This is a genomic window from Mesobacillus sp. QJM3NY_10 (assembly GCF_056173465.1).
Genome location: NZ_CM149675.1, coordinates 2,112,434 through 2,127,318 on the forward strand (window position 1 = coordinate 2,112,434; position 14,885 = coordinate 2,127,318).

The window sequence follows — 14,885 nt, forward strand, 5'->3', positions numbered from 1 at the left end:
TTTGTTCATCATTAATCACCATCAAGCATTCTGAAGACTCCGCCAAGGACACTGCCTTCGCCTTTGTTTTGTCCTCCGCCTTGTGGTGCGGCTGCAAATACTCTGCTGGCTAGGCGGCTGAATGGAAGTGATTGAATCCATACAGTTCCTGGTCCTCTGAGTGTTGCAAAGAAGAGACCTTCTCCGCCAAATAAGGCTGTTTTAATTCCCTTTACCATTTCGATGTCGTAATTCACGTTGCTTGTCATTGCAACAAGGCAGCCAGTATCGACTTTGATGACTTCTCCTGGTTGAAGCTCTCTTTTATGTATAGTTCCGCCAGCATGGACAAATGCCATCCCATCGCCTTCAAGCTTCTGCATGATGAAGCCTTCTCCTCCAAAGAAACCTGCTCCAAGCTTCCTTTGGAATTCAACTCCAACTGAAACACCTTTTGCCGCAGCCAGGAAAGCGTCCTTTTGGCAGATGATCTTTCCGCCATTCTCACTCAAATTCATCGGAATGATTTTACCAGGATAAGGAGAGGCGAAGGATACATGCTTTTTATCATGGCCAGTATTCGTAAATGTGGTCATGAAAAGGCTCTCGCCGGTCAAAAGGCGTTTTCCGGCACCAAACAGCTTGCCAACAAGTCCGCCGCCACTCCCGGAGCCATCGCCAAAAATTGTTTCCATGTCGATTTGTTGATCCATCATCATCAAACTGCCAGCTTCAGCAACAACGGTTTCATTCGGATCCAGCTCAACCTCGACAAACTGCATGTCATCGCCGTAAATTTTATAATCAATTTCATGGTTCCTCACAACTTTTCCCTCCAACAAACAAATTAGCTTTTCTATTCCATTTTACACACATTTTGATAATTGCAGAATCCTTTTTAGGGGGATGGATTTCTATAAGCCCGAATTGGGGAAGATGCATGTAAAAGGTCACATAAAAAAATTCTATAAGCCCAAAAACGAGTAGGAAGCAGAACAAGGTCCTATAGAAAAATTCTATAAGCCCAAAAACGAGTAGGAAGCAGAAAATGGTTCTATAGAAAAATTCTATAAGCCCAAAAACGAGTAGGAAGCAGAAAAAGGTCCTATAGAAAAGTTCTATAAGATTGAAAAGGTAAAATAGCCTAAAAGGGTCACAAAGGAACAGCCGGATTTAGTACTCAGTCTCGTCCGTAATCACTCCATCATCGAATGAAATCTCCCGGTGCTGGGTGTCGCCGAATTTTTTATAGGTAATCCTTAATAAATTTATATCATTTTCTGGAGTCGTGCCATTGTATTGGACAGTTAAGATTAAATGAAAATCCTTGTCTACTTGGTAATTTTTAATATCGATGAAATCCTCGTTCATTCCTTCTTCTAGTACAGATTCTTCATCTAGACCGCCAATATTTCGATTTTTTGCTATATAGGGTTCAATCTTGAACTCATCATCATCCTTGGCAACAATAGTTCCGTCTTTCTTAATGAACTCGACTTTTTCAAGGGTTGGTTTACCGATGCCCTCCCAACTAAAATCATATCCCAAATAGTATTTCTTCCCATCCTCATAATGTTCGTAGCCCATAGTTGTATGGCTCCATTTAGTGAAGTCTCCATCACTGCTAACATAGTCAAATGTCCAAAAGGATCCAATGCTGAAAATGATAAAGACCAGCATGATCATGATTAATCTCTTCATAAAAACCCCCCTAATCAAGCCCAAAGTCAAATTAAATATATTTTTGTGGTAATCAAATATGCCTTGAAGTTGGTATTTTCTACATCCTTCCAGAATTCTCCTTCTTTTTTGAAATTTATCTAGTAGATATTCGATTCATATGGTAATATCTTCATCAAATTAACCCGAAAAGAGTGTGTAAGGTATGATAGAAAGTTTCTCAGTGTCACTTTTTGGAGAGGAAAGAAAAATTAGAGTCTATTTGCCTTTAAGTAAGAAGGAAAAAAAATACCCTGTTCTTTACATGCATGATGGACAGAATGTGTTTGGCAATGAAGGGGCGATTGGCGGTGTGGGGCTTGAACTGGACGACTATCTGGAGAAGAACGAAGTTGAGCTCATCGTCGTGGCAGTTGATCAGAACTCAGGGGAGCGTGTGAATGAATATTGTCCATGGGTAAATGGTGATTATACAACAAAGCTTCTTGGAAAAACGAGTTCTGAAGGCGGAAAAGGCAAGGAATATGTTGAGTTCATCGTGAACGAATTGAAGCCACTCATTGACTCGAAGTATAGTACGAATCCCAACGAAACCTATATGGCCGGCATCTCTTTGGGCGCATTAGTCACAACTTACGCTGCATGCGCTTATCCTCATATTTTTAAAAGGATAGCAGGGCTTTCATCCGGTTTTTACCGAAATCAGGAGGAAATAGAGCAGTTGTTGAAAACTGCAGATCTATCTCATCTGGAAAAAGTATATCTGGATTGCGGCACAAATGAAGGTGGCGAGAAACTTGCTGGGCCATTCCTGGAAACCAATAAAGCTATCTTCGAGGTTATTAGACAAAAAGGAATCGAGGCAGAACTGAAAGTCATCGAAGGTGCCGAACATAATTATCAAGCCTTCAAAAAACGGATACGAGAGGTTATTTCGTATTTATTAGAATAAAACCAGCAGCTTTAAAAGACACTCTTCCATCTCTGAAGGGTGTCTTTTTACGTTCCTAAAAAAGTACAAATAGTCCAGCTCTATAACCTGGCCACTCGGTTTTATCTAGTTACTATCCAGGAAATTAAACCTGCCCGCCATGCCTTTTTTTCAGACCTAAGAGGATTAGGGATTATTTCCATAAAATTGGAGATTGTATTAATTAATATGGAATCGTAGGGAGGTTATTTGCTTGGTCCAAACTAAGCCGATCAGTGCTTCTGAAGTCGGGACACTTTGGCAGACATATCAGGAGAAAACCTTGATCATGAGGATTTTAGAATATTTTATTGAACAAGCTGATGATCAGCAGGCTCGAAATATTTTAGGCGGATTGTGGCAAGAGCTTGATTTTTACGTAAAAGAGATGGAAGTTCTTTTTAAGGAGCAAGGAATCGTAAAACCAATCGGATTTACGCCAGAGGACGTTCATTTGGATGCCCCAAAGCTCTTTGATAATGGCTTTGATATCATGTTTGTTCGTGTCTTAAAGCAAGTGAGCATGGGCTTATATACATTGAATATGAATATGTCATTCGACAATCGAGTGATGACGATTTATGAGGGGCTTACGACGGTTACTCAAAAGATTTACAAACTCGCAACATTTTATCTCCTGGAAAAGGGGATTCTCTCACAGCCGCCAAAGGTGACCATGCCAAAAACAACGGAAATGATCGAGAGCAAAAAGTATATGAAGGGCATGAAGCTATTTGGTGACAAACGGGTATTGAACGATCTGGAAATTGGGATTCTGAATCACAATCTTGAATCCAATATTATCGGCATGCAGTTGATTACTGGTTTTGCGCAATGTGCCCAGAAAAAAGAGGCAAAACAATACTTTCTTAAGGGAAAAGAACTGGCAAAAAAACAGATAAAAATAGTGGAGGAAATCCTTAAAGAGAGTGATCTCCAGCCTTCAGCTGCTTTAGGGGGGACGGTTACTACATCAACCATTCCGCCGTTTTCTGACAAACTTATGATGCATTGTATTTACATTTTGAATGGTTTTGGGCTTGTCGGAGCGGGGGCGGGAGCATTTTTCACCTTAAGAAATGATTTATCCATGAAATCAATCATGATATCGAAGGATATTTTTTTCTATGCGCAAGAAGGAATTGAAATTAAAATCAAGAATGGCTGGTTTGAAGAGCCTCCGCAAATGGAGGATCGGGCGGCCATCATCAAAAAAGGGAATTGATTTAAACATCTGGCACAAACTAAGACTGGTGTTAGTTATAACACTAATCTCAATGTGGGGGGATTTCAGTGGATATTCTTCACAGCTTGGTTAAGGCGATCGTTACCTTTTTGATTAAAGCAAGGTTTTTCATGATTATGATCAACAGAAGATTAGAGTCATTGGTAAGGATCCCGATTTTAACCTAATTAATCTTTTCACATTGGCAAAAAGGTAAGCGCGTGTTGTGCTTACCTTTTTATGATGATTAATAAGTAATGATCAAAAGTGCTGGGGCTGTAAAAGTCTCAAGCACTTTTTTTGGTTGTGCAGGTTTTCAATCGATGAAAAAATTAGAAATAATTTCCATTAATTTTGCGTCTAATTGCAAAAGTGTCCTGGTTAGCCAGTAGTGGAAGAGCGGATACGGCCTACTATCATCTGATTGTCAAAAGCTACATTAATAATTTCCTGGTGAGCGGAAGTATTTTGTTAGGATTCGGTTTAGTAAGCACGGTGTTCTTTTATTTTAAGATGGTTAATTTTGAGAGGTAATTTTAGTAGTGAGGTACTTAGCAGGTTAATGACTGGCATGTTCTTGACTATATGTTATCTAACAGTCTTGTGGTTATCTAGAATGAAAGCTCAGAGCTATTTCTGAGCTTTCAGTTGCTGCTTATTCTTTGTAGTTACTATAAAATACTTGGTGATTACTCCCTTTTTTCTACATTTACCAGAAAAGCTAAAGTTTTTTCTTTCTATTCTATCATTAAAAAGAGTACGACTCTCCGTCCTCTGGAACGAAAACACTTGCAGAGATTCCTTTTTCATTAATAAAGTTTTTTAGTTCTCTTCTCGATAAAGTCCAGTGGTTGACAGCTTCCATATGGATGGTAATGATTTTTGCAGCAGGGGTTGCTTTTTGGACTTCATAAACATCATCTTTGCTCATGACGAGGGATCCTCCTTCGAGGAACTGATTGTCTCCCGCATTCACGACAATAACCTCTGGATTGTGTGTTTCAATGGCTTCTTGAACACCTTCATACCAAACTGTATCTCCCGCAACATATAAGGTTTTCTCTGTGTGGTGTTTAAAGACAACCCCACACACGAGGCCGGCCATTTTCAATATTTCCCCTCTGCCATGCTCGCCTTTTGTTTTAATTAGCTGGATGTCTTCAAAAATTGTATCTTCCTGTAAAACTTCTACATTTTGAAAACCATCATTTTTGACTGCAGTGGCATCTTCCTCATTTTGTACGAACATTTTAAGATCCTTCGGAAGTGCCTCTTTGGCAGCTTCATCATAGTGGTCGAGGTGTAAATGAGTTACAATGACAGCATCCACATTATCGATAATCTCGTCAATGGAGGAAGGCAGGCTGACTAAGGGATTATTCTGATCCTGTCTTAATGAATTTGGAAAAGGAGGATAAGTGCCCTTTTCCGCCAAAAATGGATCAACTAAAAATTTCTTTCCCGCGTATTGCACAACTAATGTTGCGTTTCGAATTTGTTGTATAATCATATTCTTTAACTCCTTTTCTATAATGTACATATAGTTTATAATAAGACCGCTTTTGACTTACATAGTTTAATTCAAGTCTTTTAGCCGTTTCACTTGAATATTGAAAGGATTTGATAAAATGCTGGACTCCACAGATTTGCAAATTATAGATGAACTCACCAAAAACAGCCGGATTACAATGAAGGAATTAGGCGAGAAAGTACATTTGACTGGCCAGGCTGCATCAGCCAGAGTGGCGAAGCTTGAAGAACAAGGGATTATTGAAGAATACACCATTAATGTGAATCATATGAAAATGGGGTATGCAGTTCACGCAATCATTCATATTTTTACGAAAACGACGAATCACCAACCATATCTTTCATTCTTGAAGAAACAAAATGCATTCGTTATGAACAACTATAAAGTCAGTGGAGAAAGTTGTTACCTTTTGGAATGCAGATTTCCCTCCAATGAATTATTAGATGAATTTTTAACTAACTTGAGCAATTATGTGAGTTATAAATTATCAATTGTTATAAATAAGTATTAAAAGTGCTGGAGACCTAGTCTCAAAGCACTTTTTTAGTTGGAGGGAAATTAGTAGAAAATATTTGAACAATTATAACAATGAAGTTGAAGTATTTGGTATAATTTGTTAGAAGAATTCAAGCTGGATTTAACTTGAAGAAAACAACTGATGACAACGAATGGAGGACTACATGAAGGCGTCAGCAAAGGTAAAGACATTTATATTTATAGGGATTTCATTGGTTGTAGTATCGCTATTAGATGTTCTTACAATGAATACCCTTCTACAAGGGAATAATTATATCTTCCTTTTTTTAATAAGTGTCGTCTTTTTTATTAGAGCTATAATTCTTTATCGGAATGAATAAATAGAGGGTTGATCTTTACTGACTAAGCGGATTAATTTGATATGAAAAAGAGTAAGGATATCCATGGAAATTCAATACGGAGGGGAATATGAAAAAAACGAGGATCATAGCCATAAGTCTTTTGGCAGCCTTAGGCATTATTTTTTGGTTTTATACATCTGAGTTTGAATTCGGAAAATACGATGATTTTCAAGAGGCGATTCAAAAAGGAATTCCGTATGAAGTGAATAATATTATCCATACAGAAGAACAGGGTGGAATTACAGTTGTTTTGTACACGACCGACCCTGATAAAAAAGACTTTCCTTCAGCAGATTGGGAAGCTCTTGCCGTAGCATTCTTTACAGGCAGTGACGAAAATGGCTGGGAGAGTAGAGGCGGTCATGGATGGTCTCATTACGATAACGATAATATGACGCTTTATATTGAACCTTTTCATGACTTTGATAGACAAGGCAATGCACTTCATGATCTTTACGTGGTGTTCGGGGAAGTTCACAATCCTGAAATTATAAAAGTCGAAACAAAAGGACATTTTGAGGAGTCATTTGAAGAGACTGAAATCATTGAGCATGAAGGAAAACGATATTATTTTCGTACCGGACGAGAGCCTATCGTCAGAGGACTCTCTGAAAGTGGAGAAGTTATCGATAGACAAGGGGGCTAAACTTACCTGTTCCACACGCAAAACTGAGATTTAATAAATGATAGATTCATTGTGTTTTAACTTAACAAAGTTATTTGTTTTAACTTAACAAAGTTATGGATAAAGGGGGAATGAAAATAATGGAAATAGGAAATGAAATGTTTATACAAGGCACAATAGGCGTTTTTGCAGTCATTGGATTTATTACAGTTGTGGTAGTAACATTTAGAGTAATTGATAGTCTTTTCCAAAGTTCAAAAGGTGAATAACCAATAACGCATGAGGCTAAAAAAAGCAGAACTGGTAAAATAGTTGGATGTGTTGATCCAAGAAGGATTAACGCATTTTTTGTTGAACTCCTTATGCAATTATGGGGGCAGGATAGCATCAGTAAACGGATAATGAATTAGGTGATTTATAAAGTCCGAGGTGAATAATGGATAATAAAGCTGAAAAATCTAATGTTGGATATACGCTTTTTAAATCAACAGGAGTACAACACAGGTTTTCTCATATAGATTTAGAGAAACGACAAGCAATCGGTATTGTTACATACAAAGAAAAAACTTATATGACCGTCTATGTTGACCTGAAAACAGATACTGTACAAGTCCAAGGAGATGTGGATGATTTGGAAGATTTAAGTATGGATAGACATTCTTATGTAGACATGTTTAAACATCAGGCTAGATTTTTAATTGAAAACAATATTACTAATCCAAAAGAATATTAAGATGATTTGATAGGAGATTAATTTTCAGAGGGTGTAAAAATGCTTTGTGAGTTGCGATAACCATATGCTTATTGAAGTAAAGGGACAGTTTAGTAGAAGAACGGATCTAAAAATACCTTGGTTTGAACCTAATAAGGGGATAATTAGATGAAAAAGGTTGGATTTATACTAGGTATAGCAATAGTTATTATAGCTGTGTTCATATTTGTAAATAAATTATTCTATCCCTCTCTTCCAATAGAGAATTTATCAGCAAAAGAAGCAATTGAAAAACTAAAAGAATCGGAAAGTAAAATAGCAGAAATTGCAGTAGAAGGCGATTCTATTTGGTATATCACAAGTAGTGAGAACAAGGGTATATCGATTGCTGATGAAAATATAAAACAAATGATTGGTTCAAATGGATGGGGATTTAAAGAAAAAGATGGTGCTGGTCTGTTCTTTGAAAAAGACGGAAGGAGATTAATTGTTACCACTCAAATATGGACAGGGAATTATGTTCTCGTTAAAATCCCAGGTAATTTTAAATAATCTTGAGAGGTTTTTTAATGAACTATAGGGTGCGTGTGCGTTAATCCAGGGGAGGATTAACCGCCTTTTGTTGAATTCCTTATTGAACAAACAGAGCAGGAATGGTGAAAAAGAAGTATTTGATTTAGATACAAGTACACCTGGAAATGGGGGCTATATTTGAAAGAGAGAAGAAAATTACTTAGGGGGGACAAACATGATTTTATCTGTTGAGGGCATACATAAATCATATGGAAAAGAAAAAGTGTTACATGGAGTGAGCATCCGGATTCATCAGCCTGAAATCGTTGCGTTAGTTGGACCGAATGGATCGGGGAAGTCCACCCTTCTTGGAATCGTCACCAACTTAATCAGCCCGGACCATGGGCAGGTAAAGATTTTAAATCGTACCAATAAGGATCCAGAAATTTTCCGTGATGTTTCTTTTATGCAGGATAACTCTGTTCTCTATGATTATTTGACAGGCTATGACCATCTTCAATTTATCGGAGATGTCCAGGGCATTTCAAAAGAACAAATCCTATCTGCAGCTGAACGGGTTGGAATGGAAAGCTATTTGCATAAAAAAGTTGGCAAGTATTCTTTAGGGATGAAGCAGCATCTTTTGCTTACCATGGCAATTGTCAACGAGCCAAGGCTTTTGATTCTGGACGAGCCTTTAAACGGACTTGATCCAACAAGTGCCATCCGGGTAAGGAATTTGCTGCTGGAGTTGAATAGGGAAGGTACAGCCATTATACTTTCCTCCCATAATCTGTCCGAGATTGATAGAGTGACATCCCATATTCTCTTTTTAAAAAATGGCCAGCTCATTGAGGAAGATTTATCTCTCCATGAAAAAGTTGCCTATGAGCTTACAGTCCAGCAGCCAGAAAAAGTGATCGGGGTATTGAGTGCCGCAGGTATAGAAGTTGAACATGGAAAAGAAAATCAACTGATTGTAAGTTTGGGAGATGCTTCTTTAAGTCAGTTGTTCAAACAGTTAAGCACCCATGGGGTGCAGGTATTGAACATCGAGAAAAAAGCCATCGGTTCCGAGGAACGGTATCAGATGATTTTTGGAAAAAAGGAAGAGATCTTATGAATCTTTTAACCTTTGAACTGAAGAAAATTTGGAAACAAAAAAAGATATGGTGGCTTTTCCTGATCATTCTTATCAGCACGGCATACCTTTTTCATTTCAATGCTTCCCAGCAGAATGAATGGGTTATCAAGTTAAAGGAAGAAATTGTAGAGTACGAAAATGCGGCTGAACAGATCCAGACAGACCTAGAAGGAAAACGAAATGAAGATCTCCTTGATGAACCTAGATTGCTGCAGCAAGAATATATCGTGGAAGCAAGATACGCCTTGTATAATTGGCAAATCGCTGTTGAGCGCAAAAAGTGGGACGAGATTCCTCAACTGCAAGGAGAATTCCTTGACAGTTTGGGCCGATTTGAAACGGCTGGAGGAGTATTTCCTCCTTTGCAAGGCATGGAAAAAGTAATAGCTGTGAAGAAAAACGACTATATGCGCGACAACAACCTTCCATATGAAAATGAAGAACATCCGACTTCTCCCCACCTGATATTAAAGCAGTTAAGCAGCCTGTTTATCGGGCTTGCCGGGCTGGTGATCCTGCTATTTTTCTTTGGGACCACATTGACACAGGAGAAGGACCAAAAGACAATCTTAATGTTAAGAACACAACCGATTACACAGAGGGATCTGCTAACTTCGAAGTATGTAAGTATCTTGCTAGTGTCACTGGTCTATATTTTATTCGTCATCTGTCTTGGTTTGTTGATTCCAATGGCATTTGGAGAACAGCCGTTGCGATTGGAATATCCGCAAGTTGTATTTAATGGAGCAGAAGTCGAAATTGTTTCAACCGTCATATATATTTTAAAAAGTATTGCTTTATTCATAGGTGCGTTGATATTTTCATTCAGTTTGGCCTTATTCATTGGCACCCGAATGCAAAACACCTTTAATTCCCTGGTCATTACGTTTTCCATTTTATTTGCTGGATATTTGTTGACGAGCATGGCAGGAATTTTAGGGAATCCGCTCAATCCCTTTTACTTGCTTCATTTAGAACCGTTATTGAATGCGGTGCCTGATTCTAAAGACGGTCTATATGTCATTAGCGCATTTGTTTGGAGTTTGTTTTTGATTTTCCTTTCCGTCTATCTGCCTGAACGAGAATATAGCCTTTTAGATTCCAGGATAATCAAGAAGCCCTTTCGAAAGGGAGCGACAAGTGCTAGAAGGAACTCTTTATGGAAGATCGTCGTTTTTGAATGGAGGAAATTGATAAGGAAAGGGAATTATCGGTTTGTTTTAGCGATTTCGATTATTTTTATCGCTTTCGGCTATGCTTTTATTTCTCAAGAAGCAAAAGAAAAGGAGCAGGAATTCTTAGCTAATTTGGAGAGGGCCAGAATCGGCTTGATTGAAGTTCATATTCCGGTCCAAGAACAATTCTTAAATGATATAAAGAATGACCTGCAGACAGCCTTGGAGAAGGAAGAGGAAACCTCTTATTTAATGGAGCAACTAAACGAACAAGAAATTGCCTTAAACGCTCATAGAGAATTAGCGGACCTTATCAGTCTGGCAATAGCTGACTATAAGAAAGGGAATTATATTCATTTAATTGAATATCAATTGTTTGATAATCGTTTAATAAACGGGGAATTTGATTCATCCTCCAGTGTCGTTGATGATATTGGACAATTTACAATGGATGCCAGCATCGCAGAAAAGCAGTGGCTTTTAAAGCATAAGATACGTCCTCTTTCATCCGGAGGACTTCTCTTAAATATCCATACTAATACGAAAAAACTGTCAAGGGAATGGATAGTAAACAATGAAAGAATAGATGATAATGGGCTATTTTCTCTTTATTTATTCTTCCAGCAAAACGCCCATTTCCTGCCGCTAGTTTTCCTGTTGTTTTTAGTGGGTGGAGGGCTGGCTTATGAGAGGGGGAAACGCCCGACAATCTCCTTTTTGCGGACACAGCCAGTTTCAGAACAATCGATTTTTTATGGGAAAATCCTTCATTCAGCTATTGTATCAATTATCACATGCTTAATTTTATTCGGAACTGTCATCCTAATTGGGACAGTGTTTGACCGGTTTGGTGATTGGAATTACCCTATCCTTCATTATGATGGATTGAGTGAGTCTAGTACAGCCGACTATAAAGGCATGAAATCCATTTATTATGGATTTCAATTCATTCCCTTAGGATTGTACCTCATGCAAATTATATCTTTATTCTTGGTGGTATTGCTCTTTATTCTTATACTAAGCCAATTCTTATCTATCTTTATCAAAAGTCAATTCGTTGTTTTTGTGTCTACAGTATTCATCGTAATCGGGGGATTTATGGCAAGTAAACATTACCTTGCCGATGCTGCACATCTATCACCTTTCACGTACTTGGACATAAACAGGATTGTCAACGGGGAAGCTTCTACTTTGCTCGACAATCCCGCATTGAATGTTTATACAGGCTTTTTGGTTTTAGTTGCATCGATTTTATTTCTTGTATTCATTTCAACACTTTTATTAAAGCGTAGGATTTAACTATACAATTTTTTGACAAACAAACGTTCAGTGATCTTGTTTAACATAAAGCAGGATAGTTGAAGATTGACTTTTTTGAAAGATAGGAAGTCGTGACCATCAAAGAAATAAGGGGAAATTCTTCCCTTATGTTATCAGATCATGTTGCTAGTTTAAGTTGGACCGCTCACTTATGGCTGAATGGAGCCATGAATAAGAATCGCTTATTGAAACAAACGGGGGCATGGATCCAGGAAGAAGGATTCAACACCTTTTTGTTGAATTCCTTATTCAACATAAGGGTGCGAATGTTGAACAACAATATTCGCCTTTCTATATGGAAGTAAAGAAGAGTGGTGAAGAATATAGTATAAATGGGGTGGTTTAATGGACAATGAAAAATTGAGGACAATCAACAAGTTGCAAATCACATCACTAGTTCTAACAATAATCCTTACATTTGTTCCTGCTGTTGGTCACGTTGGTTCTGGTAAATACTACGGTGTACCTTTACAGTCTTTGTCTTTTCATGCTGGAAGGGGATATGGCGGGATCGATGTCAACCTTTTGGCGCTTTTAGTGAACTTCTTTATAATCTACTTTCTCTGCAAGATAGGGTTGAAGATATGGATGTCTATAATTAAACGACCATAAGTACGAAACAATCTGTTGGGAACTCGGATGCCATTATCACACATAATCACGAAAATAAGGTACTTGTGAAAAGATGCTCTTAAATGAAACCAGTAAATAGTTTAAGAAATTCCCAATCAAATAGTAAATTAAGCTTGTCCAATTTGAGGCGAGTTTTTTGCTTTTTAAATGGCCAATTTACGATTCGGCTCTTTCGTTTGTCGAAATTTTACGACTGCAATTTTTAGAAAATTATGAAATAATTAGAGTATCTTTCATTAAGGAGTGGTGCGGGTTGGCTAGTATGTTTCCTATTGAACAGGTGAGGGAGAGATTTCCTGCTTTGAGTCGTAAGGATGATGGACGACAGGTGATTTACTTTGATGGTCCTGGCGGTACGCAGATGGTGGATTTTGCGTTGGAGTCGATGTATCGGTACATAAGGAATGGGATGGCTAATCTTCACGGGACGTTTAATACTAGCGCTGACACGGATGCATTGTTGGACGAGGCCAGGGAGGCTGTCGCTGATTTGCTCGGCTGTCAGCCGAATGAGGTGGCGTTTGGTGCCAATATGACCACCCATGCCTTTGCAATTGCACGGAGTTTAGCCGGTTTTATCAATGAGGGAGACGAAATCGTAGTCACAGAGCTGGACCACCGTGCCAATGTTGATCCATGGATTACCCTTGTCAGGGACCGTGGTGCCACAGTAAAGTTCATGAAACTGGATCCAGATACTTTCACTTTGAATTTAGATGGTTTGGAAGAGATTATCACGGAGAAAACAAAGCTGGTGGCAGCTGGTATGTCATCTAATGTAACTGGAACTGTGACGGATTTAGAACCAATAATAAAAAGGGCCAGAGAAGTCGGAGCGCTAACAGTTGTCGATGCAGTCCATGGAGTCCCGCACTTATCGATAAATGTTCAGGAACTAGGGTGTGACATTCTCCTGTGTTCTGCTTATAAGTTTTTCGGGCCGCATGTTGGCATCGCTGTTGTGAGGGAGAGTTTATTTGAAAAACTTCCTGTCTACAAGCTTAAGCCTGCACCTGTTGAGATTCCTTACAAGCTCGAAACCGGAACTCAAAATCATGAAGGCATCGCCGGGGTTATGGGAGCAATCCAATTCATTGAGGAATTGGGTTATGGAGAAACGAGAAGGGATCGGTTGTTGTCTGGGATGCATGCAATCGATGAATATGAAAATGAACTTGCAGCAGAAGTGGAAAGCTTTTTGAGGAGCCTTCCGGAAGTGAAGCTATTTCGTGCAGCTTCGGGGCGCAGAACCCCAACCTTTGCTTTTACAATAGAAGGTCATCATTCCCGTGATGTCACGGCATGGCTTGCGGAAAATTACAATATGTGTGTCGCAGATGGGGATTTCTACGCTTCGACGATGGCTGAGGTTCTCGATGTCTATCCAACAGGCGGTTGGGTTCGAATCGGCCTGGCACCATACAATACGATGGAAGAAATCCAGCAATTCAAAGAAGCGTTAGCAGCTTTCATCGAGCAGCATCAGCAGAATGTTGTTTAATTGAAGGTTATTTTACGGTAGGGGAAGATGGTTTATGTTTGGAATTAATAATTTCGAAGTGTTTCTGGTAACAGCGATCCTGCTTAATCTAACGCCTGGTACGGATACGATGTACATCGTGAGCAGAAGTATATCGCAAGGCAGGGAAGCCGGGATTTTCTCAGCGTTTGGAATTACTTCTGGAATTGTTGTTCATACACTTCTTGCAGCTTTTGGGTTATCTGTCATATTGACGCAATCAGCATTTTTATTTCAAACCGTTAAAATTGCTGGGGCGATATATCTGGCTTATCTGGGGATTCAAATGTTAATGGCAAAGAGCAAGACAAATGAACAGAAATCCCTGCCAATCCAGAGCAATAAAAAGATCTTTTTTCAAGGCATGATCACGAATGTAACAAATCCGAAGGTGGCTTTGTTTTTCCTGGCATTTCTCCCTCAATTCATTCAGGCCGATGCAGGAGCTGCAAGTCCTATACCATTCATCATCCTGGGAATGACCTTCACGTTGACCGGGGGGATCTGGTGCCTGCTTACGGCCTATTTTTCCTCGATGGCAACAACAAGGCTAAGGAAAAATGCAAAAGCTGGAACAGTCTTAAACCGTTTGACCGGCATTGTTTTTATTGGAATGGGCATCCAGCTGCTGAGCACGAAAGCCACTTCATAAAATGGAACAAAGGAGCCTGGATATTTCCAGGCTCTCGTTTGTGTATTTTTTAGAAACTTTTCTATCATCTAAACCGTATAGAAAATATTACTAATTTAATGTGGGTGATAAGAATGTTGGCACAGAGAAACTCTCATATTTTGATCCCATACAAAAATGGTAGAGAATCGATATAAAATTTTGGGCTAGGTAAACCAGCGTAAGTTTTGGCATGTGAAACAGGTATTTATAATATGGGGGATAGAGACTCATGAATAAGGAAAACAAAGATCATAGTAAAACCACTGAAGATGGTTGGAACAGAGCCTTTTTCGGAAGTCCAACAATTG

Annotated in this window: 14 protein-coding genes; 11 read left to right on the plus strand and 3 right to left on the minus strand. The window is 38.8% G+C overall.

Annotated features, from left to right (window positions below; all coding sequences use genetic code 11):
* Window positions 1-11: 11 nt before the first annotated feature.
* Both AC0VX7_RS10595 and AC0VX7_RS10600 read right to left on the minus strand, forming a co-directional pair.
* Window positions 12-803: a TIGR00266 family protein gene (locus AC0VX7_RS10595; RefSeq protein WP_475427782.1), complete on the minus strand. Its 792-nt coding sequence runs from the start codon at window positions 801-803 to the stop codon at window positions 12-14.
* A gap of 349 nt (window positions 804-1,152) precedes the next feature.
* Complete coding sequence (locus AC0VX7_RS10600) at window positions 1,153-1,680, minus strand: hypothetical protein (protein ID WP_475427783.1); 528 nt, start codon at window positions 1,678-1,680, stop codon at window positions 1,153-1,155.
* A 184-nt stretch (window positions 1,681-1,864) separates the two neighbouring features.
* Here AC0VX7_RS10600 and AC0VX7_RS10605 point away from each other — a divergent pair, with 184 nt between their 5' ends.
* Window positions 1,865-2,611, plus strand: coding sequence for an alpha/beta hydrolase (locus AC0VX7_RS10605; RefSeq protein ID WP_475427784.1), 747 nt, complete (start codon window positions 1,865-1,867; stop codon window positions 2,609-2,611).
* Window positions 2,612-2,843: 232 nt separating this feature from the next.
* Entirely contained in the window at window positions 2,844-3,854 is a 1,011-nt protein-coding gene (locus AC0VX7_RS10610) for a DUF3231 family protein (protein WP_475427785.1), read from the plus strand.
* A 748-nt stretch (window positions 3,855-4,602) separates the two neighbouring features.
* Here AC0VX7_RS10610 and AC0VX7_RS10615 read toward each other — a convergent pair.
* On the minus strand, window positions 4,603-5,364 hold the full coding sequence (locus tag AC0VX7_RS10615) for an MBL fold metallo-hydrolase (protein ID WP_475427786.1): 762 nt from the start codon (window positions 5,362-5,364) through the stop codon (window positions 4,603-4,605).
* A 118-nt stretch (window positions 5,365-5,482) separates the two neighbouring features.
* On the opposite strand from AC0VX7_RS10615, the gene AC0VX7_RS10620 reads away from it, so the two are divergent.
* The 9 genes from AC0VX7_RS10620 to AC0VX7_RS10660 all read left to right on the plus strand — a co-directional run bounded on the left by AC0VX7_RS10620 (window position 5,483) and on the right by AC0VX7_RS10660 (window position 14,556).
* Window positions 5,483-5,896: an Lrp/AsnC family transcriptional regulator gene (locus AC0VX7_RS10620; protein ID WP_475427787.1), complete on the plus strand. Its 414-nt coding sequence runs from the start codon at window positions 5,483-5,485 to the stop codon at window positions 5,894-5,896.
* A 434-nt stretch (window positions 5,897-6,330) separates the two neighbouring features.
* Window positions 6,331-6,909, plus strand: coding sequence for a hypothetical protein (locus AC0VX7_RS10625; RefSeq protein WP_475427788.1), 579 nt, complete (start codon window positions 6,331-6,333; stop codon window positions 6,907-6,909).
* Window positions 6,910-7,028: 119 nt separating this feature from the next.
* Window positions 7,029-7,157 (plus strand): hypothetical protein, encoded by a 129-nt coding sequence (locus AC0VX7_RS10630; protein ID WP_475427789.1) that lies wholly within the window; start codon window positions 7,029-7,031, stop codon window positions 7,155-7,157.
* 167 nt (window positions 7,158-7,324) lie between these two features.
* The gene (locus AC0VX7_RS10635) at window positions 7,325-7,621 is read left to right on the plus strand and encodes a hypothetical protein (RefSeq protein WP_475427790.1); all 297 of its coding nucleotides are present in this window, start codon (window positions 7,325-7,327) and stop codon (window positions 7,619-7,621) included.
* A 147-nt stretch (window positions 7,622-7,768) separates the two neighbouring features.
* A complete protein-coding gene (locus AC0VX7_RS10640; protein WP_475427791.1) occupies window positions 7,769-8,152 on the plus strand; it encodes a hypothetical protein in 384 nt (127 codons plus the stop codon).
* 196 nt (window positions 8,153-8,348) lie between these two features.
* Window positions 8,349-9,236 (plus strand): ABC transporter ATP-binding protein, encoded by an 888-nt coding sequence (locus AC0VX7_RS10645; protein WP_475427792.1) that lies wholly within the window; start codon window positions 8,349-8,351, stop codon window positions 9,234-9,236.
* Window positions 9,233-11,731, plus strand: coding sequence for an ABC transporter permease (locus tag AC0VX7_RS10650; protein ID WP_475427793.1), 2,499 nt, complete (start codon window positions 9,233-9,235; stop codon window positions 11,729-11,731). The genes AC0VX7_RS10645 and AC0VX7_RS10650 overlap by 4 nt, the downstream gene beginning before the upstream one ends.
* A gap of 916 nt (window positions 11,732-12,647) precedes the next feature.
* Entirely contained in the window at window positions 12,648-13,886 is a 1,239-nt protein-coding gene (locus tag AC0VX7_RS10655) for a cysteine desulfurase-like protein (protein WP_475428133.1), read from the plus strand.
* 34 nt (window positions 13,887-13,920) lie between these two features.
* On the plus strand, window positions 13,921-14,556 hold the full coding sequence (locus AC0VX7_RS10660; RefSeq protein WP_475427794.1) for a LysE family translocator: 636 nt from the start codon (window positions 13,921-13,923) through the stop codon (window positions 14,554-14,556).
* Window positions 14,557-14,885 lie beyond the last annotated feature (329 nt).